This window comes from Simplicispira metamorpha, from assembly GCF_004341365.1.
Taxonomy (GTDB): Bacteria; Pseudomonadota; Gammaproteobacteria; order Burkholderiales; family Burkholderiaceae_C; genus Simplicispira; species Simplicispira metamorpha.
In genome coordinates this window covers 60,091-78,741 of record NZ_SLXH01000020.1, presented here as the reverse complement: position 1 = coordinate 78,741, position 18,651 = coordinate 60,091, and the positions used below count along the sequence as shown (strand labels likewise).

16 protein-coding genes and 1 tRNA gene are annotated in these 18,651 nt (G+C 64.2%); 3 read left to right on the top strand and 14 right to left on the bottom strand.

Annotation, left to right across the window (positions count from 1 at the left end; translation table 11 throughout):
* Positions 1-20 precede the first annotated feature (20 nt).
* From EV674_RS11680 to EV674_RS11645, 8 genes are all read right to left on the bottom strand, one after another.
* Positions 21-710 carry a hypothetical protein gene (locus EV674_RS11680; RefSeq protein ID WP_132750438.1) on the bottom strand — a complete coding sequence of 230 codons (690 nt, stop codon included), beginning with the start codon at positions 708-710 and terminating at the stop codon, positions 21-23.
* A gap of 2 nt (positions 711-712) precedes the next feature.
* A complete protein-coding gene (locus EV674_RS11675) occupies positions 713-1,117 on the bottom strand; it encodes a hypothetical protein (RefSeq protein WP_132750437.1) in 405 nt (134 codons plus the stop codon).
* Positions 1,118-1,130: 13 nt separating this feature from the next.
* On the bottom strand, positions 1,131-1,394 hold the full coding sequence (locus EV674_RS11670) for a helix-turn-helix transcriptional regulator (protein ID WP_119013425.1): 264 nt from the start codon (positions 1,392-1,394) through the stop codon (positions 1,131-1,133).
* A 221-nt stretch (positions 1,395-1,615) separates the two neighbouring features.
* Positions 1,616-2,347 (bottom strand): hypothetical protein, encoded by a 732-nt coding sequence (locus tag EV674_RS11665; protein WP_132750436.1) that lies wholly within the window; start codon positions 2,345-2,347, stop codon positions 1,616-1,618.
* 150 nt (positions 2,348-2,497) lie between these two features.
* On the bottom strand, positions 2,498-3,739 hold the full coding sequence (locus EV674_RS11660; protein WP_119013427.1) for a tyrosine-type recombinase/integrase: 1,242 nt from the start codon (positions 3,737-3,739) through the stop codon (positions 2,498-2,500).
* A gap of 177 nt (positions 3,740-3,916) precedes the next feature.
* Positions 3,917-4,006: transfer RNA gene (locus EV674_RS11655), tRNA-Ser, on the bottom strand.
* Positions 4,007-4,076: 70 nt separating this feature from the next.
* A complete protein-coding gene (locus EV674_RS11650) occupies positions 4,077-4,991 on the bottom strand; it encodes an SPFH domain-containing protein (protein WP_119013428.1) in 915 nt (304 codons plus the stop codon).
* Positions 4,992-5,074: 83 nt separating this feature from the next.
* Positions 5,075-5,500 carry an NfeD family protein gene (locus EV674_RS11645; RefSeq protein WP_119013429.1) on the bottom strand — a complete coding sequence of 142 codons (426 nt, stop codon included), beginning with the start codon at positions 5,498-5,500 and terminating at the stop codon, positions 5,075-5,077.
* Between the two features lie 147 nt (positions 5,501-5,647).
* On the opposite strand from EV674_RS11645, the gene EV674_RS11640 reads away from it, so the two are divergent.
* Complete coding sequence (locus EV674_RS11640) at positions 5,648-7,933, top strand: arginine/lysine/ornithine decarboxylase (RefSeq protein ID WP_119013430.1); 2,286 nt, start codon at positions 5,648-5,650, stop codon at positions 7,931-7,933.
* A gap of 157 nt (positions 7,934-8,090) precedes the next feature.
* On the opposite strand, the gene EV674_RS11635 is transcribed toward EV674_RS11640, so the two are convergent.
* Both EV674_RS11635 and EV674_RS11630 read right to left on the bottom strand, forming a co-directional pair.
* Complete coding sequence (locus EV674_RS11635) at positions 8,091-9,890, bottom strand: M14 family zinc carboxypeptidase (RefSeq protein ID WP_119013476.1); 1,800 nt, start codon at positions 9,888-9,890, stop codon at positions 8,091-8,093.
* Positions 9,891-10,173: 283 nt separating this feature from the next.
* Positions 10,174-11,925 (bottom strand): DEAD/DEAH box helicase, encoded by a 1,752-nt coding sequence (locus tag EV674_RS11630; protein ID WP_119013431.1) that lies wholly within the window; start codon positions 11,923-11,925, stop codon positions 10,174-10,176.
* Positions 11,926-12,167: 242 nt separating this feature from the next.
* On the opposite strand from EV674_RS11630, the gene ettA reads away from it, so the two are divergent.
* Together ettA and EV674_RS11620 are read left to right on the top strand one after the other, a co-directional pair.
* Positions 12,168-13,829: an energy-dependent translational throttle protein EttA gene (gene ettA, locus EV674_RS11625; RefSeq protein ID WP_119013432.1), complete on the top strand. Its 1,662-nt coding sequence runs from the start codon at positions 12,168-12,170 to the stop codon at positions 13,827-13,829.
* 39 nt (positions 13,830-13,868) lie between these two features.
* The gene (locus EV674_RS11620; protein ID WP_119013433.1) at positions 13,869-16,097 is read left to right on the top strand and encodes a DUF1631 family protein; all 2,229 of its coding nucleotides are present in this window, start codon (positions 13,869-13,871) and stop codon (positions 16,095-16,097) included.
* A 26-nt stretch (positions 16,098-16,123) separates the two neighbouring features.
* On the opposite strand, the gene EV674_RS11615 is transcribed toward EV674_RS11620, so the two are convergent.
* From EV674_RS11615 to EV674_RS11600, 4 genes are read right to left on the bottom strand one after another with little or no spacing between them, the layout of a single operon-like run.
* Positions 16,124-17,140, bottom strand: coding sequence for a P1 family peptidase (locus EV674_RS11615; protein ID WP_119013434.1), 1,017 nt, complete (start codon positions 17,138-17,140; stop codon positions 16,124-16,126).
* A 34-nt stretch (positions 17,141-17,174) separates the two neighbouring features.
* Positions 17,175-17,564 (bottom strand): copper-binding protein, encoded by a 390-nt coding sequence (locus EV674_RS11610; protein ID WP_119013435.1) that lies wholly within the window; start codon positions 17,562-17,564, stop codon positions 17,175-17,177.
* A complete protein-coding gene (locus EV674_RS11605; protein WP_119013436.1) occupies positions 17,561-18,091 on the bottom strand; it encodes a DUF411 domain-containing protein in 531 nt (176 codons plus the stop codon). The genes EV674_RS11610 and EV674_RS11605 overlap by 4 nt, the downstream gene beginning before the upstream one ends.
* A gap of 50 nt (positions 18,092-18,141) precedes the next feature.
* Complete coding sequence (locus tag EV674_RS11600) at positions 18,142-18,639, bottom strand: cupredoxin domain-containing protein (RefSeq protein ID WP_119013437.1); 498 nt, start codon at positions 18,637-18,639, stop codon at positions 18,142-18,144.
* Between the last annotated feature and the right edge of the window lie 12 nt (positions 18,640-18,651).

Below are 18,651 nucleotides of genomic sequence, written 5' to 3'. Positions count from 1 at the left end.
GCTCTTGAAGGTGGTGCTGCTCATGCTGCTGCCTCCGCGCGCTCAAACGCGGCCAGGCGGCGCAGTGCGGTCAGGGCTTGGACGCTCTTGCGGGCAGCGGCGGCGTGTTGGTGGCGGGCGGCGTACCAGCGCGCCATGGCACAGGCGTTGACGGCCTCAAAGTGCAGGGCGACGGTATCGAGGGTGGGGGTATTGCCCGTGGTGGGCAGGGTGGCAGGCGTGCGCGCGCTGGCGCTGGCCACGGTGGTGTGGTGCATGGTTGGTGCTCCTTGTCGAGACTTGAGAACCACGCGCTGCCTTACGAAGGGCAACGGGTGGGCATGGTGGTTCGTAACACGGGACAAGCCGTGCGGGCGTCCTTGCGGATAGCCCCCACCATGCCCATAAACCATGCGGGGCCAGTGCAGGCGCACCAGCTCCAAGAATTTGAGCATGACAAAACCCCGCTTGTCGGTGGGGGCTGCAACCGCTTGTCCAAAGGTGTTACGACACACCGGGCCTTTCGGCTTGAGGCGGATTGTGCCACGGCTCCACGCCGAAGGCGAAGCGCACCAGGCGCGCAGCACGGCGGTGTTGAGGGCGTCAACCAGCGCCAGCATGGTGGTGCCGATGGCACAGCCTGGCGTCTTGCTGGCGCTGGCGGTATCCGGTACGATGGCTGCGCCTTGCCCGGCTGTGCCCTGTTCTGCATTTTTTGTGGGACGGGGCATTTTCATTTGTCGGCCCCTTCATCGCACCGGGGCAGGTTCGCGGTGCCAAGCTCCAGCAGGTTGACGATGGCAACGGCAAAGCCACCGGCAGCGCTGTCGGGGTGCTCCAGTTTGGTCAGGGTGCGCAGGGCCTCGCGTACAGCGCGGAACGTCTCGGCCTGGGGGCGGCCACGCAACGCGAACAGTTCACGCGCCAGGTCGGTGCCCAAAGCAGCGCCAGCGCGCTCGCTCTCTTCCTGGGCCGCGGTGGTCGCGTGTTCCAGCAGCGCAGCGCCCAAAGCGGCCAGGCCATCGGGGCCGATGGGCATGGACAAGGCAATGCCCTCGGCGGTGCAGGCGGTCAGCAGGCCCTGGCCCACGATGATCTGGTGGCCGTCGGGATGGGCGTAGATGGGGGTGTGGTGCATGGTCAGTGCCCCCTTACGCTGCGGCCTGGGCCAGCACCTTGAAGCGCTCGGCGCGCTGGGCGTGCAAGCTGTCCACCAGGCCGCGAATCTGCTCTGGCGTCTGGCCTGCAATCTGCGCTGCCACGATGGTTTTCACCTCGTAGTCAGGCCAGCCGGTGATGCGCTGGCCGATGGGCACCGGCTTGGTGAAAACGCCTTCCTTCACCCGGTTGTAAATACTGGTCTTGGAGCGGTCGCCGGTTTCGTTCAGCACCGCATCGATTCTCAAAATGGCCACTTGGCCCCCCTTGTTCGTAGTTGCAATGGGGGCAAGTTTTCCGGGCAATTAGGGTGGTGAATAGGTGGGTAGGATGCAGAAAACCTACCCCCCCAAACAGAAAACCGCCCCCCCTCAAACCGGGTCGGGGTGGGTAGGTTGGCTCCTGAAACAGCGCCAGCGCGGCCATGAAAAAACCCGCAAAGCCAATAGCCATGCGGGTTTCAGTGGGGGTGGGTAGGTTATGCCTTGGGGGTGGGTGGGTTCACATTTGCAACCGACTTGGGGGCGCCGCCATCTGGCATCCAGTTGGCCACCTGTGCCGCTTGCTTGATTGCGCCGCCATTTCGGTCGCCGGTTTTGTAGCCTGACTTGCTGTTGTCCTGCCGGTGAACCAAGCCGAATTCTTTGTATCGAGTTTCCAGCCACTCAATCATTGCCGTCGCTGGATTTTTGCCGCGCAGCAAGTTTTCATCTTCCGTGGCCTGCCATGCCCGCACAGCAGCGGCCAGCTTTGGCGAGTAGCGCGGGTGGTTGGGGTTGAGGTAGTCGGGCTCACCGCTGGCGCTGGCGTCTGGTGGGAAGAAAAATGCAGGGCGCAGATTGCGAGACTCCAGCCAGCTTTTGAGCACGTCCACGTCAATCAAGGTTGCCCATGCGTCAATGTCCCCAACAGGCTCCCAGCAGCCTTCGGACGCATCGCCCACCATTCTGATGTGATGATATTCACCCTGGTAAATCTTCATTGCTGGCAGTTTTCCAGCCTTAACAGAGTTGCGCAGCGCTTCCACTACACGGTGGAAAACACCGTGGCACTCATCTTGGCCGTTGTCCCTCTCCCATGGTTCCTGTGACAAATATGGGCCAATCGTCGTGTTGTGCCCCAGCCTGGTTGTAGGTATACCCACAATGCAGCAGGCGGCTTCCGCGATTGTCAGAACGTCCGCTATTCGCATGGCATCCCACTCGCTCATGATTTGAAAATCCACCGCGCCCCCCTGTATCACCCCCTGAAATGAGAAAACACGCCAGCCGGTCAGGGGGTGTCCGGGGTTCACCATCGGGGATCAGCCGATGGCTAGGCGTGTTGGTGGTCATTGTGCCGCACCTGGGCGGCGCCGGGCCTACGCAGCTTTCTGTACCAGCGGAATAATGTCCGCGCCCGTGCGCAGCTTGTCCAAGTAGTCAGCCCATTCCTGCACCATCACCGTGCGTTCTTCCAGGTGGGTTGCGCGGTCGTAGGCGCCGCCGTGGGTAATCTGCCCTACGTGGGCAAGCTGGGCTTCTATCACGTCCTTCTGGTACTTCAGCACCTGCCGAATCAGCGTGCGGCCTGTGGCGCGGTACCCGTGCCAAGTGTGAACGTCCTTGTAGCCCATGGCGTTTAGGGCCGCCGATACACCGGCTTCGGACATAGGGGCCTTGGGATTACGCAGGCCGGGGAAAACGTAGGTGCCCCCGCCGGTCAGGTGGTGCAGGGCCTTGAGGATGGCCACGGCCTGGGTGGGCAGCGGCACTACGTGGGGTTGTCCGTTGATCTTGCCTTCCTTGGTGCGTTTCATGTCCTCGCTGGGGATGTGCCACAGCCGGGCCTGTAAATCAACGTCCTGCCATCGCATGGTGCGAAGGTTGCCGGGGCGCTGAAACAAAATCGGCGCCATTGCCAGCGCGGCGCGCACCACGGGGCCGCCCTTGTAGCCATCGCTGGCGCGCAGCAACCCTGCCAGCTCTGCCGGGGTCACGATGGCGGGGAGGTTCTTTTTCGTGTGCGGCTTCAATGCCCGCTTCAGGTCGCCCGTGATTTCGCGGCTCGCCCGTGCCGTGGCTACGGCGTAGAGGAAAACACTGCGCGCGGTCGATAGCACCCGACTTGCTGCCACCAGTGCGCCGCGATCTTCTACCCGACGCACCACCGCCAACAGCTCTACGGGCTCAATCTCTCGCACCGGGCGGCTTCCAATGTAGGGTAGCAAATCTTTCTCCAGGTTGCGCAGCTCGCGGGCGTGGTGGGCGTCACTCCAGCGGGGGCGGTGCAGCTCTATCCATTCCCGTGCGGTGGCCTCAAAGGTATCGGTGCCCGGAATGATGGCCTTGAGCTTTTCCACCTTGCGCGCTTGCACCGGGTTGATGCCGCTTGCTTTTTGCTGCTTTGCGGCATCGCGTGCCATGCGGGCCTCTTTCAGACTCACGGCGGGATAGCTTCCCAAGGCAAGGCGGGTTTCTTTGCCGTTGGCGTACAGCTTGGCAAACCAGCGCTTAGAACCGTTTGGGCTGGTTTCCAGGTACAGCCCCCCGGCGTCGGTCAGGCGCGCGCGCTTGCGGTCTGGTGGGCAAGTGGCGTTTTTGCAGTCGGTGTCTGTCAGCATGGCGGGGGGGGCCGGGACGTTGTGCCCCGGTCGGGGTTGGTTTGTTCCCCGATATGTTCCCCGGTTTTGCGGTGGCTGTATATGCCCGAGGCTGGCCTATCTTGGACTATAGCCACGCCATGCACCAATGAAAAAGCCCGCCAACTGGTCTTAGTTGGCGGGCTTTGTTCTATCTACTGGCGGAGAGGGCGGGATTCGAACCCGCGGTGGGGATTAGCCCACACACGCTTTCCAGGCGTGCGACTTAAACCGCTCATCCACCTCTCCGAAGCCCTCGATTATAGCCATGACTTTGGCGTTTTCCGGCCTCTCGGCAAGAAAACATGAAAACCCGCACTTACGTGGACTTCTGGGTCTGCACCATCTTCATGGCCGAGCCAATCAGCGCCGATACCTCGGTCATGTTGCTGGGAACGATCAGGGTGGTGGTGGCATCCTGGGCCACCTTGCCGTAGGCCTCGACGGCTTTTTCTGCCACCTTGAGCTGCACGGCCTGCTCTCCGCCGGGCTGGCGTATGGCGGCGGCTACGCGCTCGATGGCCTGGGCAGAGGCGGATGCCACCGTCAGGATGGCAGCGGCCTCGCCTTGGGCGTTGTTGATGGCGGCCTGTTTTTCGCCCTCGGATCGGGCAATGAAGGCCTCGCGCTCGCCGGTGGCGATGTTGATCTGCTCCTGGCGGCGGCCTTCAGAGGCCGCGATCAGGGCGCGCTTTTCACGTTCGGCGGTGATTTGCGCCTGCATGGCCCGCAAAATTTCGGTGGGCGGCGTCAAATCCTTGATTTCGTAGCGCAGCACTTTCACGCCCCAGTTCAGCGCCGCCTCGTCAATGGCTTGCACCACCTGGGCGTTGATGATGTCGCGCTCTTCAAAGGTTTTGTCGAGTTCGAGCTTGCCGATCACGCTGCGCAGGCTGGTCTGGGCCAGTTGCGTCACGGCCATGATGTAGTTGGATGAGCCGTAGCTGGCGCGCATTGGGTCGGTGACCTGAAAGTACAGGATGCCATCGACTTGCAGCTGCGTGTTGTCGCGCGTGATGCAGATCTGGCTGGGCACATCGAGCGGAATTTCTTTCAGGCTGTGCTTGTAGGCCACGCGGTCGATAAAAGGCACCAGAAAATTTAGCCCCGGTGTCAGGGTGCCGGCGTATTTGCCCAGGCGCTCTTTGACCCAGGCGTTCTGTTGCGGCACAACCTTGACCGAGCGCGCAATGAAGATTGCCGCAATGACGAAGATGACGATGGCTACTTCCATGACAAGCCTTTCTGCTGTGGGGAGGGGAACGGGTGGGACACGGGTAGGTGCCGGGACTGGGTGATAGGGTATGGGCGCTGGCGTCAGAGCGGATCGACCAGCAGCCGGCTGCCCACCAGTTCGGCCACGCGGTGCGGGCCGGTGCGCGGCACCGTGCCGGGGCGGTGAATGGCCGTCCACTGCGCGCCCCGGTATTTGACGCTGGCGGTGCCATCGGCATTCCATTGGTCTATGGACACGGTTTCGCCCACATCCAGGTTGACGTTGCGGTCGGCCCGGGCTGAAGGGGCGCCGGGGCCTTTTTTGCGAAAGTAGTAGCACGCCACCACGGCACCGCCGCCCACCACGGAGGCAGCGATCAATTGCGCCGCCAACCCCAGCCCGGCATGGGCGGCAGCCGCCCCGGCGGCCAGTCCTACGGCCAGCATGAGCAGGTAAAAAGTCCCGGTCAGCAGTTCGACGGCGACGGCCGCGCCGGTCAGCAGCCACCAGAGAGTGGATTCATCCATCAGAAGCACCTCGCTGTGTATGGGTCTCAAGAGCGCCCATTCTGGGTCATATCGAATGTGCTTCAAGAGAGCGACATACTTATTACTTACACTTCGCGCCTATTTTGTTTTTTGGCCGGGCACGGTACGGCTTTACAGAGGCTGCACATGAAATTTCGCTTTCCCATCATCATCATCGATGAAGACTATCGTTCCGAGAATACGTCGGGTCTGGGCATTCGTGCGCTGGCGCAGGCGATTGAGGCCGAAGGCTTCGAGGTGCTGGGCGTTACCAGCTACGGCGACCTGAGCCAGTTTGCGCAGCAGCAAAGCCGTGCCAGCGCTTTTATTCTGTCGATTGACGACGAGGAATTCACGCTGGGCGCGGGCCAAGACCCCATCGTGCACAGCCTGCGCAGCTTCATTGGCGAGGTGCGCCGCAAGAACGCCGATGTGCCCATCTACATCTACGGCGAAACCAAAACCAGCCGCCACCTGCCCAACGACATCCTGCGTGAGCTGCACGGCTTCATCCACATGTTTGAGGACACGCCCGAGTTCGTGGCCAAGCACATCATCCGCGAGGCCAAGAGTTACCTGGAGGGCGTGCAGCCACCGTTCTTCAAGGCGCTGCTGGACTACGCGGAAGACGGCTCGTACAGCTGGCACTGCCCCGGCCACTCGGGCGGCGTGGCTTTCCTGAAAAGCCCCGTGGGCCAGATGTACCACCAGTTCTACGGCGAAAACATGCTGCGCGCCGACGTGTGCAACGCGGTCGAAGAGCTGGGCCAGCTGCTCGACCACAACGGCGCCATTGGTGAATCGGAACGCAACGCCGCGCGCATCTTCAATGCCGACCACTGCTTCTTCGTGACCAACGGCACCAGCACATCGAACAAGATCGTCTGGCACCACACCGTGGCGCCGGGTGACGTGGTGGTGGTGGACCGCAACTGCCACAAGTCCATCCTGCACGCCATCATCATGACGGGCGCGGTGCCGGTGTTTTTGAAGCCTACGCGCAACCATTTCGGCATCATTGGCCCGATTCCGCAGAGCGAGTTCGAACCCGAAACCATCCAGGAAAAAATCCGCGCCAACCCCTTGCTCCAGGGTGTGGATGCCACCACCGTCAAGCCGCGCGTGCTCACGCTCACGCAGTCCACCTACGACGGCGTGCTCTACAACACCGAGACCATCAAGCAGATGCTCGATGGCTACGTGGACAACCTGCACTTTGACGAGGCCTGGTTGCCGCACGCGGCCTTCCATCCGTTCTATGGCGCCTACCACGCCATGGGCAAAAAGCGTGCGCGGCCACAGCATTCGGTGGTGTACGCCACCCAGTCCATCCACAAGCTGCTGGCCGGTATCAGCCAGGCCAGCCATGTGTTGGTGCAAGACTCGCAGAGCACCAAGCTCGACCGCCACCTGTTCAACGAGGCGTACCTGATGCACACCTCAACCAGCCCGCAGTACAGCATCATTGCCAGCTGCGATGTGGCCGCTGCCATGATGGAGCCACCAGGTGGCACTGCGCTGGTAGAAGAGTCGATCCTGGAGGCGCTGGACTTTCGCCGTGCCATGCGCCAGATCGAAGAGGAGTTTGGCAAGGACGACTGGTGGTTCAAGGTCTGGGGCCCGGACAAGCTGGTCGAGGAGGGCATTGGCCGCGCCGAAGACTGGATCATCCGCAGCGATGGCAAGGGCAAAGGCAAAAAGAGCGCCAGCAAGTGGCACGGCTTTGGCCCGCTGGCCGATGGCTTCAACATGCTGGACCCGATCAAGTCCACCATCGTCACGCCGGGCCTGAACCTGGATGGCGCGTTCGACAAGACCGGCATTCCGGCCAGCATCGTCACCAAGTACCTGGCCGAGCACGGCGTGGTGGTGGAAAAAACCGGCCTGTACTCGTTCTTCATCATGTTCACCATCGGCATCACCAAGGGCCGCTGGAACACCATGCTGACGGCGCTGCAACAGTTCAAGGACGATTACGAGAAGAACCAGCCCATGTGGCGCATCCTTCCCGAGTTCTGCCAGCAGCACAAAGTCTATGAGCGCATGGGCCTGCGCGACCTGTGCCAGCACGTCCATGAGATGTACGCCAAGCACGACATTGCCCGCCTGACCACCGAGATGTACCTCTCGGACTTGAAGCCGGCCATGAAGCCCTCGGACGCCTACGCCCACATTGCCCACCGCACCACCGAGCGCGTGGAAATCGACCACCTGGAAGGGCGCATCACTGTGGGGCTGGTGACGCCGTACCCACCGGGCATTCCGCTGTTGATTCCGGGCGAGGTGTTCAACAAGAAAATTGTCGATTACCTGAAGTTTGCGCGCGATTTCGCCAAAATCTGCCCCGGTTTTGAAACCGACATCCACGGCCTGGTGGAGGTGGAGGGCACCGATGGCGTGGTGCGCTACTACGCCGATTGCGTGGCAGCGTAAGCACGGTCAGGCCAGAAAGCCCTGGCCTTTTTTGCTATCGAATGCGTAGCTGAAAGCGCACGGCCCGCAAGCATTGCGGGCCGTTTTTGCTTCAAAAATAAGGTGATTTCCGGGTTTGCCGGCCCCGTGCGCCTGCCGTGGGCGCGCTGGGTGGGGCTTACTCCATCTCTTCAAAGATCAGCGATGGTGTGGACATGACGCGTGCGGTGTCCGAGAGCGACTCGATCAGTCCGTGGCTGGTGTAGCTGACCGGTGTGCCGGGCTCCAGCGCGGCCACGGCCAGGTGGGCCAGCGGCTGGTTCAGGGGCACATAGAAGCTGCCTGCGGGCACGTCGATGGCGCTGCGCACCAGGGTGATGGCTGCTCGCGCGTCGGGTTGCGTGGACGCTGCGGCATCGGCGGCGCGGAAGCTGTCCACCAGCACCCCGCCGGGCTCGGCCACGCGCAGCACTTGCAGTCCCAGCAGCGTAAGCCGCTCTACGGCCATGGTGGCGCTGGGGGCCAGCCAGTAGCCGCAGGGGCGCGGGCGCGATTGCAGCGTGCGCAGTTGCAGTGCGGAGTCCCAGGGCACGGCCAGCGTGCGATCGGCGCCGGTGTTGGGGTCCAGGGCGGTGGTGTTGCGATCCAGTGGCGTGGGGCCCGCTTCAAGCACTACCTGGCCGTGGCAGGCCAGGGCGGTGGTGTCGCGATCGACAAACTCGCGCACCTGTTCGAGCTTGTCAGCGCGTTCGGCGGTGCTGCGCAGGGCGTTGGTTAGCGCGGTGACGTGGGTGTGTACGCGGCGCTGGATATGGCGATGGCCCAGGCTGATGCCGCGTGTGGCCACCACCAGGCTGACGGCATTTTTCAGGCCATTGGCATTGCGGGCGTTGTCGGGCAGGGCCCTGCCCATGGCCATGCGCAGGGCCCCCGCAGGCGAGGTAGCGGGGGTGTGGTACCAATCGCTGCTGAGCCCTTGTGCCTGTAGCGCCTTGACCATCGGCTCGTGGTACCACTCTTGTGCTGCTTTGGTCACGAACTCTGGCATGTTGGCCGTGGTGGCGTATTGCAGCAGAGCGTCGTATCGGGGCAGGGCGTTGAGTTTTTCCAGGTAGTCGCCTGCGGCGGGGTATTCATGGGCATCGAGCACCAGCAGCGGGCGGTAGTCGCGCACCAGCGCGGCCAGGGCGCGGGCCTCGGGGGTGCGCAGCAGCAGGTGGTCGCGGTTCAGATCGATGCCGTTGGCGGTGTTGCGCGTACCGGCCTGCGCGCCATCGGGGTTGGCGCGTGGCACCAGAATGACGTTGATGCGCTCCAGCAAAGGCGCCAGTGGCCCGCGCAGCAGTTCTTGGGCCATGACCAGCAGGGCCTCGCTGCCCGCAGGCTCGTCGCCGTGTTGCTGGCCTATCAGCAGCACGGTGGGGCGCTGGCTTTCTGCCAGGCTGTTGGGATCTGTGCCGGGTGCGCGCGTGAGCACCAGGGCGTGGATGGGTTCTGCGCCCTGCGAGGGGCCCAGCGCCAGCAAGGCCGCCTGCGTGCCCGCTGGCAGGGGGCCAGCGGCCAGGTCGCGCAGCCACTGGGCCAGTTCAGCGTTGGTGGTGAAGGCAGAGCGCTGCGCTGCCAGGCCCGGTGTGTGGTAGCGCACCGCCGGGTCGGGAAAACGGGCGGCGACGGCGGCGTTGTCCAGCACGTTGCCCAGCGCTGCGGGCTGTCCGGCAGGCAGGGCTGGTGAGGGTGCTGTAGCAGGCGGCACTGCCAGGGGCTGCCCCAGGGGGGCGGGCACGACCACGGCTTGCGGCGGCTTGGGCGGCGGCACTTTTCTGACGGAAGGCCAGGGTGGCAGCGGTGTGGTGCTGCATGCGGCCAGCAGGGCCGTGGCCAGCAGGGTGGGCAGTGCGCGGCAAACGCCATGGGATGCGCTGCGCAAGCCAGGGGTGTTTGCGTGTTGGGGGGGCAAGACGCCAGAGTGCGGGTACATGGTCATGGTGTGTCAACCTGTATTCACCACATGCCGCCAGCAGGGTGCTGGGCAGTGGGGCGGGCAATGTTACCCCGTTGGCAGCATCTATGGCCTGCGGCCGCCGATGCGGTTGAAGGCAGTTTTTGCTATTAGATTAATAGCTGATAGCGCAGGCTGCACGCGCCTTTGAAGCCGTTTTTGCTTGGTATTTTTGGCTGTGGCCGACGCGCTGGGCCTGCGCTGGCGTACAGGGCTGGCACAGCATGGGCGCGGTGGGCCATGCTGCGCAGCCTGTGGTTTGTCAGCGGTTGAACGAGCCGCCGCGTGGGCCGCCGCCAGCGCCGCCGCTGCCACCGCGTGGGCCGCCGCGTCCACCACCGCCGCCACCATAGCCGCCACCGCCGCTGCGGAAGCCGCCACCGCCGCCACGGCGACCGCGCTCCAGCATGCTATCTACGCTGGTGCGCATGGGGTCTGGCTGGCCCGAGGGGCCCGAGCCCCGGCTCGATGGCATGCTGTGGCCGCCATGCGTTCCGAGATGGGCGTTTTCGCGGGGGGGTTGGGCGTCGCTGAAACGTCCGCCGCCGCCACCACCACCCGAGCGTCCGCGTGCTGGCCCCTGGCCTGGGCCACCTGGGCCGCGGCCAGCACCACCAGCAGGTGCCGCGCCGCGCGGGGCGCTGCGGCCACCGCCGCCGCCTGCACTGCGTTGGCCACCACCGCCACCATTGCCAGCAGCGGGTTTGCCGCCACGATCGCCCTGGGGTGCCTTGCCAGCGCGCATGCGTTCCATCATCTCGCCGCGCGCGGCCTTGGCTGCGGCCTGCATCACGTCACGGCTGGGGGGCTTGCCCGCGCCGCCCCAAATGGTTTGGCGACCCATGGCAATGGGTTCGGCCTTTTCGCCTTCTTCGGGGCCAAAGCCTTCAATGATCTGCACGGGAATCTGCTGCTTGGTAAAGCGCTCGATGTCCATCATGAAGCCTTCTTCGTCCATACAGACCAGGCTCACGGCTTCGCCGCTGTTGCCCGCGCGGCCTGTGCGACCAATGCGGTGAACATAGTCTTCGGAGACGTTGGGGATTTCGTAGTTGACGACGTGGGGCAGCTCGTCGATGTCGATGCCGCGTGCGGCAATGTCGGTGGCCACCAGGGCGCGGATGTCGCCGCTCTTGAAGCCCGCCAGCGCTTGCGTGCGTGCGCTTTGGCTCTTGTTGCCGTGCAGTGCCATGGCCTGCACGCCGTTCTTGGTCAGAAACTCGGCCACGTTGTTGGCGCCGAACTTGGTGCGTGTGAACACCAGCACCTGGCTCCAGTTGTGCTCCTGGATGATGTGCAGCAGCGCCTGCTTTTTCTTGCCCCGGCCCACCGGGTGAATCACCTGCGAGATGCGCTGCACGGTGGTGTTGCGCGGCGTCACCTGAATGCTTTGCGGGTCTTTGAGCAGTGTGCCGGCCAGTTCGCGGATTTCATCGCTGAAGGTGGCCGAGAACAGCAGGCTTTGCTTATCTTTGGGCACCAGCGCCAGGATTTTCTTGACGTCGTGGATGAAGCCCATGTCCAGCATGCGGTCGGCCTCATCGAGCACCAGCATCTGCACGGTGGACAAGTCCAGAAAACCTTGTTGCTGCAAGTCCAGCAGACGGCCTGGCGTGGCCACCAGCACGTCCACGCCGCGCTTGATGCGGTCGATTTGCGGGTTCATGCCCACACCGCCGAACACCACAGTGGAGTTCAGGTCGAGGTACTTGCCGTACTGGCGCACGGACTCTTCGACCTGTGCGGCCAGTTCGCGCGTGGGCGTCAGCACCAGGGCGCGCACGCCTTTGCCGCCAAATTTGCTTTTGGGCGCTGCTTCCAGCGACAGGCGGTGCAGCATGGGCAGCGTGAAAGCCGCTGTTTTGCCGGTGCCGGTTTGTGCGCCTGCCAGCAGGTCTTGCCCGGCCAGCACCGCAGGAATGGCCTGCGCCTGGATGGGCGTAGGGGTTTCGTAGCCCTGCTCACGCACAGCCTTCATGATGGCCGGAGCCAGATTCAGATCGTCAAATGTCATGTAAAAGACGCGCCCATCCGGGCGCCGGGTATCGGCCTGTCGTGGCAACCTGAGAGCTGCCGAGCCAGTGTTAGGCTGATAAGGTTCAAGGGTGGGAGCCGGCAATTGCTTGCGTCGTCCCCAGCAGACTGCTGATGTTGCGCACAACTGGAGTGCGCAACGACGGATATTGTCGCATGAGCCGATAATCGCGGTTTGTTCGCAGAATCCTCTGCCTTTTTTTGCAGGTGTGACTACTACAGATGGCCCAATACGTTTACTCCATGAACCGCGTCAGCAAGACGGTGCCCCCCAAGCGCCAGCTCTTGAAGGACATTTCGCTCTCGTTTTTTCCGGGCGCCAAAATTGGCGTGCTGGGTCTCAATGGCTCGGGCAAGTCCACGTTGCTCAAGATCATGGCCGGTGTCGACAAGGAATTCGAGGGCGAAGCGCTGCCCATGCCCGGATTGACCATCGGTTACCTGGAGCAAGAACCCAGGCTCAACGATGAGCACACGGTGCGCGAGTCGGTGGAAGAATCGATGGGCGCGGTGTTTGCCGCCAAGGCCCGACTGGAAGAGGTCTATATCGCTTACGGTGCCGAGGACGCTGACTTTGATGCCCTGGCTGCCGAGCAGGCCGAGCTCGAAGCCATCATCGCCACCGCCGGAACTGACTCCGAGCACCAGCTTGAAATTGCCGCCGACGCGTTGCGCCTGCCGCCGTGGGACGCCAAGATCGGCATGCTCTCGGGCGGTGAAAAGCGCCGCGTGGCACTGTGCCGCCTGCTGCTGTCCAAGCCCGATATGCTGTTGCTCGATGAGCCCACCAACCACTTGGATGCCGAGTCAGTGGATTGGCTGGAGCAGTTTTTGCAACGCTTTCCTGGCACCGTGGTGGCCATCACCCACGATCGCTACTTCCTCGACAACGCGGCGGAATGGATTCTGGAAATGGACCGGGGCCGTGGCATTCCATGGAAGGGCAACTACAGCACCTGGCTGGAGCAAAAGGGCGATCGCCTGGCGCAAGAGCAAAAGAGCGAAGAAGCCCACGCCAAGGCACTGAAAAAAGAACTGGAATGGTCGCGCCAGAACCCCAAGGCACGCCAGGCCAAGAGCAAATCGCGCCTGGCTCGCTTTGAAGAGCTGAGCGACATGGAATACCAAAAGCGCAACGAGACGCAGGAAATTTTCATTCCTGTGGCCGATCGCCTGGGCCAACAGGTATTCGAATTCCACAACGTCAGCAAGTCGTTTGGCGATCGGCTGCTGATTGACAACCTCAGCTTCACTGTGCCGCCCGGTGCCATCGTCGGCATCATCGGCCCCAACGGCGCGGGTAAATCGACGCTGTTCAAGCTGCTGGCCGGCAAAGAACAGCCCGACAGCGGCACGGTGGTGGTCGGCTCGACCGTCAACATGGCCTTTGTCGATCAGCACCGCGATGTGCTGGCCAACGAGAAAACCGTCTGGGAAGATGTCTCGGGCGGTCTGGACATCCTCAACGTGGGCAAGTTCCAGATGGCCAGCCGCGCCTACTGCGGGCGCTTCAACTTCAACGGTGCTGACCAGCAAAAGAAGGTGGGCATGCTCTCGGGTGGTGAGCGTGGGCGCCTGCATCTGGCCAAAACCCTGATTGCGGGCGGCAACGTGCTGCTGCTGGACGAGCCCTCCAACGACCTGGATGTGGAAACTCTGCGGGCTTTGGAAGACGCGCTGCTGGAGTTTGCGGGCAGCGTGCTGGTCATCAGCCATGACCGCTGGTTCCTCGACCGCATCGCCACGCACATCCTGGCCGCTGAAGGCGACAGCCAGTGGACGTTCTTTGACGGCAACTACCAAGAGTACGAAGCCGACAAGAAAAAGCGCCTCGGCGATGAGGGCGCACGTCCCCACCGCATGCGTTTCAAGGCGCTCAAGTAAGCCTGTTCTGTTGCATCCATTCACCGGGATTGCTTTGCCATGTCACAGTCTGAGTCCCGCACCCGAGCGGTTTTCAGGGCCTGCGTCGTCAACGCCGTGCGCGAGGGCGAGGCGCTCATGGCAAAGCTGCTGGAGGTCACGCGCAGCGCCCTGACTGCACAGGAGTCGGGCACGCGCGACATCCAGCAGCGCAATCTGGCCAGCGACGCACTGCGCTTGCTGCACGCGCATGAGGCGGCCATGGTCAAGGCCTATCCCATGGCCTTGCTCGAAATCTTTGCCGAAGGGCCAGAGACGGCCAAATCCCGCCCATCCGATCCTTCGGGCATGGACTTTGGCGAGCTGTCGCTGGTGGACGATGCCGAGGTGCAAGCCCAGGTAGAGCTGTCGCGTGCACAGCAGCAGGCGCTGCATGCCACCGATGCCGTGCTGGCTGAACTCAACGGTTTGGTCAGTGCCGCCCAAGGGCTGCGGCGTGTGCAACCTGAGCGCAACCCCTTGCGGCCAGAAAACTACATCCGCGCCCTGCAACGGGTGGTGGCTGAAACGGGTGTGCCTGCGCCGGTGCGCGAGGCCTGGATGCTGCACATGCGCCAGCTGCTGGGCCAGCAATTGGTGGCGGTGTACCAGCGTGCCGCCAAAGACCTGAGCGAGCACGGTATTGTCCCCGTGGGCTACGGCGTAGCGTCTGGGGGTGGTTTGGGTGCCACCGTGCGCGGTGGCCAGGGTGGCGCTGCCAGTTCGTTTTCCACAGCGCCAGGGGCGGGTGCCAGCCTGTACGGCGGGTATGGACAGGAGCCCGGCTGGAGTGCTGCGGTACCGCTGGCAGAGCAAGCCCAGGAAGCCTTGCTCACGGTGGGCATTCTGCGCCAGATGCTGGGCGGCATCGGCGACCCTTATGAATCGGTGCTGGGCGGCGGCGCCCACAGCGGCGCAGTGGCCCTGTCGCCCGGAGGAGCGCGTTCCGCCTGGGCACGGGCGTCCGATCCGCGCAGGCTGCCCGAGGCAGATGTTTCTGCCTCTGCATCGGTGGCGGCCCTGCAAGACATGGCTGAACTGGAGCGGTTGGTCGATCGCCTGTCGTACAGCCAGCAGGGCAGCCTTGTTGACCGGCTGGGGCAGGGCGTGTCGCGCACTGCGTACGCCGTCGCGCCTACCCAGGCACCCGACCCCCAGGCGATGGCGGTGGATGTGGTGGCGCGCATGATGCAAAACATTGCCCAGGACACGCGCCTGCTGCCGCCAGTGCAGCAGGCGGTGCAAGGTCTTGGCCCAGCCATTGCCCAATTGGTGCGTTGCGATGCACAGTTTTTCAGCGACGAGCAGCACCCTGCTCGTCGCCTGCTTGATGAGTTGACCCAGCGCAGCATGGCGTTTGATTCTGTCGATGCCCCAGGCTTTAGCGGCTTCATGCGCTTGACGGACCAGGCCGTGGCCCACCTGTCGGGCATGGAGATCACCAGCGCTGCTCCGTTCGAGTCCGTGCTCAAGGCGTTGGAGGCGGCCTGGGCCGTGCAGCAGCAGAAACAGCAAGCACAGCAGGAGCAGCGTGCGGCGCAAGCGCGTGCTGCGGCACGGGCGCAAAGGCGCCAACAGCTGGCGCAGCAAGTGGCGGCCAATATCCGTGGCCTGTCTGCCGAGGTGGGTCAGGTGCCCGTGGAGATCATGGACTTTGCCACTGGCCCCTGGGCCGATGTGGTAGCCCAGGCGCAACTGCAAGACCCGCAGGGCGCAGAGGGCGACCCGCATGGCTATCTGGCCTTGGTGCCACTGCTGTTCTGGAGCGTCCAGAGCGGCATGGAGAGCGCCGACCGGGAGCGTCTGGCGCAGGCGCTGCCCGGCATGCGGGCCACGCTGGAAGAAGGCATGCGCAGCATTGCCTATCCGGAGGCAGAAATCAGTGCCTTTGTCTCGTTGTTGCAGGGCCTGCACCAGCGGGCGCTGGAGGTGCCTGAGGCACCCGCTGCACCGGCCACCCTGCCCGCTGCAGCCGCCCCCAATATGGCCCTGAATGCTTCAGCCGAGCTGGACATCGTGCTCGATGACCTGCCAGCGCCCGCAGCCTCTGCCGACGATGGCTTTGCTGTTGGCGTCTGGGTGGAGCTGGTCAGCAACCGGCGCCGGGTGCGCACGCAGCTGACCTGGGCCAGTCCTCAGGGCACGCTGTTTTTGTTCACCGCCCCCGACGGCAGCACGCAATCCATGACACGGCGTATGCGCGACCGCTTGAGTGCCGAGGGCGCGCTGCGCATCCTGCCAGCGCGCTGACCGGGCGCTACCCCACCCAGTCCAGCTCAGTCCAGGCCAGCGGCCAGCGCCGCAGCGCAGGGCAGGTGCAAGCCCTCAGCGGTGGTGATGCTGCGCGCTGCCCGCACCGCGCGCACGGTGGCGCGGGCCGTGGCTTCGGCGGCCAGGGCGCACAGCAGCAGCATGTCGGGGCGCTGGCCCGAGGCCCCTGTTCCCAGCGCAAACAGCGTGTCGCCGTCGAGTTGGGTGTGTACCGGGTTGATGCTGCGCGCCAGGCCATCGTGCGCGGCCACGGCCAGGCGGTGCGCTTGCGTTTTGCTCAGGATGGCATCCGTGGCCACCACGCCAATCGTGGTGTTGGTGCCGGGCAGGATGGTGTGCGGCAGCGCACCGCGCAGCAGGGCGCTGCGGCTGCCCAGCAGCTGCCGCCCGTCCGGGGTGCGCGCACCGGCCAGCACCTGCGCGGTGTCAGGGTCGATCACATCGCCCACGGCGTTGCAGGCAATCAGCGCCCCCACCGTGATGCCAGCGACCGTGACCGATGCCGTACCCACGCCGCCCTTCATGGCGCGGGCCATGCCAAACAGCTTGCCCACGCTGGCGCCGGTGCCTGCGCCCACATTGCCCTCGGCGGGGTCGGCCCCGGATGCGGCAGCACAGGCCGCGTAGCCTGCTGCTGCATCGGGGCGGATGCGCATGTCGCCCACCGGCAGGTCGAACAGCACGGCGGCGGGCACGATGGGCACGCGCCCTATGCCCACGTCCAGGCCCACGCCATGCTCTTCCAGCCAGCGCATGGCGCCGCTGGCCGCATCCAGCCCCCAGGCGCTGCCCCCCGAGAGCACGATGGCATGCACCTGCTCGACCAGGTTGCTGGGGTGCAGCAGATCGGTTTCGCGCGTGCCGGGGGCGGCGCCGCGCACATCCACACCCGCCACGGCGCCCTGGCGCGCCAGGATGGCGGTGCAGCCCGTGGGGCGGCGCGTGTCAGTGAAATGGCCCACTTCAATGCCGGCCACGCGGGTGATGCTGCCAGCATCGCTGGCGTTGGGAGGTGTGTTCATGGCGCGCGATTATGGTGGCGCGCACTGCGCTGTGCTATGGCGCTGCTTGCAGGCGCGTCAGCACATAGGCGCCGTTGACCTGTTCGGCCCGGAAAAGCACCTTGGCGCCCGGTTGCAGGCCACCCACCATGCCCGCATCCGGTACACGAAACACCATGGTCATGGGTGGCATGCCCAGGTTTTTGATCTCCCGGTGGCGCAGTGTGACCTTGAGCGTGCGCGGGTCCCAGCGGGTGATTTCGCCTTCGCTCAGGTCACTGGGGTCTGTCTGGGTGCTGGCGGGGGCACTTTGCGGGGCCGCTGCGCCAGGTGCGGCGCTGTGGTGGCTGTCGTGGCCGTCTGCTGGCGCGGCAGGCTGCGCCAGGGCAGAGCCCAGTGCGCCCCAGAGCAGCACGGTGGCGATGGATTGAGCGAGTGCTTTCATGCCGATGCTTTCTGGTGGTAGCGCTTGAAGATGCGGGTGCTGCCATCTCGGGCCACCAGCAGCACGTCGTACGGATCACGGCGGTTGCCGTAGGCCGGGCCGTCCATGCCGGGCGATCCCACTGGCATGCCGGGTACGGCCAGTCCCAGTGCCTGGGGCTTTTGCTGGAGCAGTGCGCGCACGTCGCTGGCGGGCACATGGCCTTCGATCAGGTAGCCGCCCACCAAGGCAGTGTGGCAGGAGCCGAGCTTTTGCGGCAGGCCCAGGCGGGTGCGCACGGCAGTGTTGCCGCTGTCGTGGATGGTGAAATCAAAGCCGTTGGCCTGCATGTGCTCTATCCAGTCGTGGCAGCAGCCGCAGCTGGGGTCTTTCCAGACCTCGATGGGGGTGCTGGCGGCTGCGTACACCAGGCGCGGGGCGACCAGGGCTGCGCCCAGCACAGGCAGGGTGGCCAGCCATTGGCGCCGGCGCAGGGTGGGGGTGCGGGTTGTGGCCAAAGTGGCCAGTGACACAGTGGGGTGGTACATGGCGTTTTCCTTCGTTGCAGTGAATGGAAGTGGTGGCTGCGGCCTGCCCATCAGCGGCTGCGCGGCACGACGGTGATAGTGCCGGTCATGCCCGCCTGGTAGTGACCGGCAATCAGGCAGGCAAAGTCAAAGGTGCCGGGTCGGTTGAATTGCCAGACGATGTCGCCGCGCTGGCCCGCGCGCACATGGGCCATGTAGGGTGCATCGTGCTCCATGCCAGGAAATTTTTGCATCATTTGTGCATGCTGGTCGAGTTCAGCCCTGGTGCCCAGCACCATCTCGTGCAGCACCTTGCCTTGGTTCTCGGCACGCAGGCGCACGGTGTCGCCCTCCTGTACCTCGATGTGGCCGGGGGTAAAGCGCATGTTGTCACCCATGCGGACGGTGATGGTGCGGCTTACGGCCTGGACGTCGCCCGCAATGCCCCAGTCTTTTTGCTCTGGGGGCATGGCGGTACTGGCAGCATGGTGGGGTGAGTTTTCATGGCCAAAAGTGGCTCCGGCGCTTGCCAGTAAAGCGCAAGCAGCTATCAATTTAATAGTTTTCATGGGGGCTTCTCG

Coding starts and splice junctions, on each gene's coding strand:
- EV674_RS11640 (WP_119013430.1), top strand. CDS start 5,648: ATGAAATTTCGCTTTCCCATCATCATCATCGATGAAGACTATCGTTCC.
- EV674_RS11615 (WP_119013434.1), bottom strand. CDS start 17,140: ATGAACACACCTCCCAACGCCAGCGATGCTGGCAGCATCACCCGCGTG.
- EV674_RS11645 (WP_119013429.1), bottom strand. CDS start 5,500: ATGGATGAATCCACTCTCTGGTGGCTGCTGACCGGCGCGGCCGTCGCC.
- EV674_RS11660 (WP_119013427.1), bottom strand. CDS start 3,739: ATGCTGACAGACACCGACTGCAAAAACGCCACTTGCCCACCAGACCGC.
- EV674_RS11675 (WP_132750437.1), bottom strand. CDS start 1,117: ATGCACCACACCCCCATCTACGCCCATCCCGACGGCCACCAGATCATC.
- EV674_RS11605 (WP_119013436.1), bottom strand. CDS start 18,091: ATGTACCACCCCACTGTGTCACTGGCCACTTTGGCCACAACCCGCACC.
- EV674_RS11680 (WP_132750438.1), bottom strand. CDS start 710: ATGCCCCGTCCCACAAAAAATGCAGAACAGGGCACAGCCGGGCAAGGC.
- EV674_RS11630 (WP_119013431.1), bottom strand. CDS start 11,925: ATGACATTTGACGATCTGAATCTGGCTCCGGCCATCATGAAGGCTGTG.
- ettA (WP_119013432.1), top strand. CDS start 12,168: ATGGCCCAATACGTTTACTCCATGAACCGCGTCAGCAAGACGGTGCCC.
- EV674_RS11650 (WP_119013428.1), bottom strand. CDS start 4,991: ATGGAAGTAGCCATCGTCATCTTCGTCATTGCGGCAATCTTCATTGCG.
- EV674_RS11635 (WP_119013476.1), bottom strand. CDS start 9,890: ATGTACCCGCACTCTGGCGTCTTGCCCCCCCAACACGCAAACACCCCT.
- EV674_RS11600 (WP_119013437.1), bottom strand. CDS start 18,639: ATGAAAACTATTAAATTGATAGCTGCTTGCGCTTTACTGGCAAGCGCC.
- EV674_RS11665 (WP_132750436.1), bottom strand. CDS start 2,347: ATGAGCGAGTGGGATGCCATGCGAATAGCGGACGTTCTGACAATCGCG.
- EV674_RS11610 (WP_119013435.1), bottom strand. CDS start 17,564: ATGAAAGCACTCGCTCAATCCATCGCCACCGTGCTGCTCTGGGGCGCA.
- EV674_RS11620 (WP_119013433.1), top strand. CDS start 13,869: ATGTCACAGTCTGAGTCCCGCACCCGAGCGGTTTTCAGGGCCTGCGTC.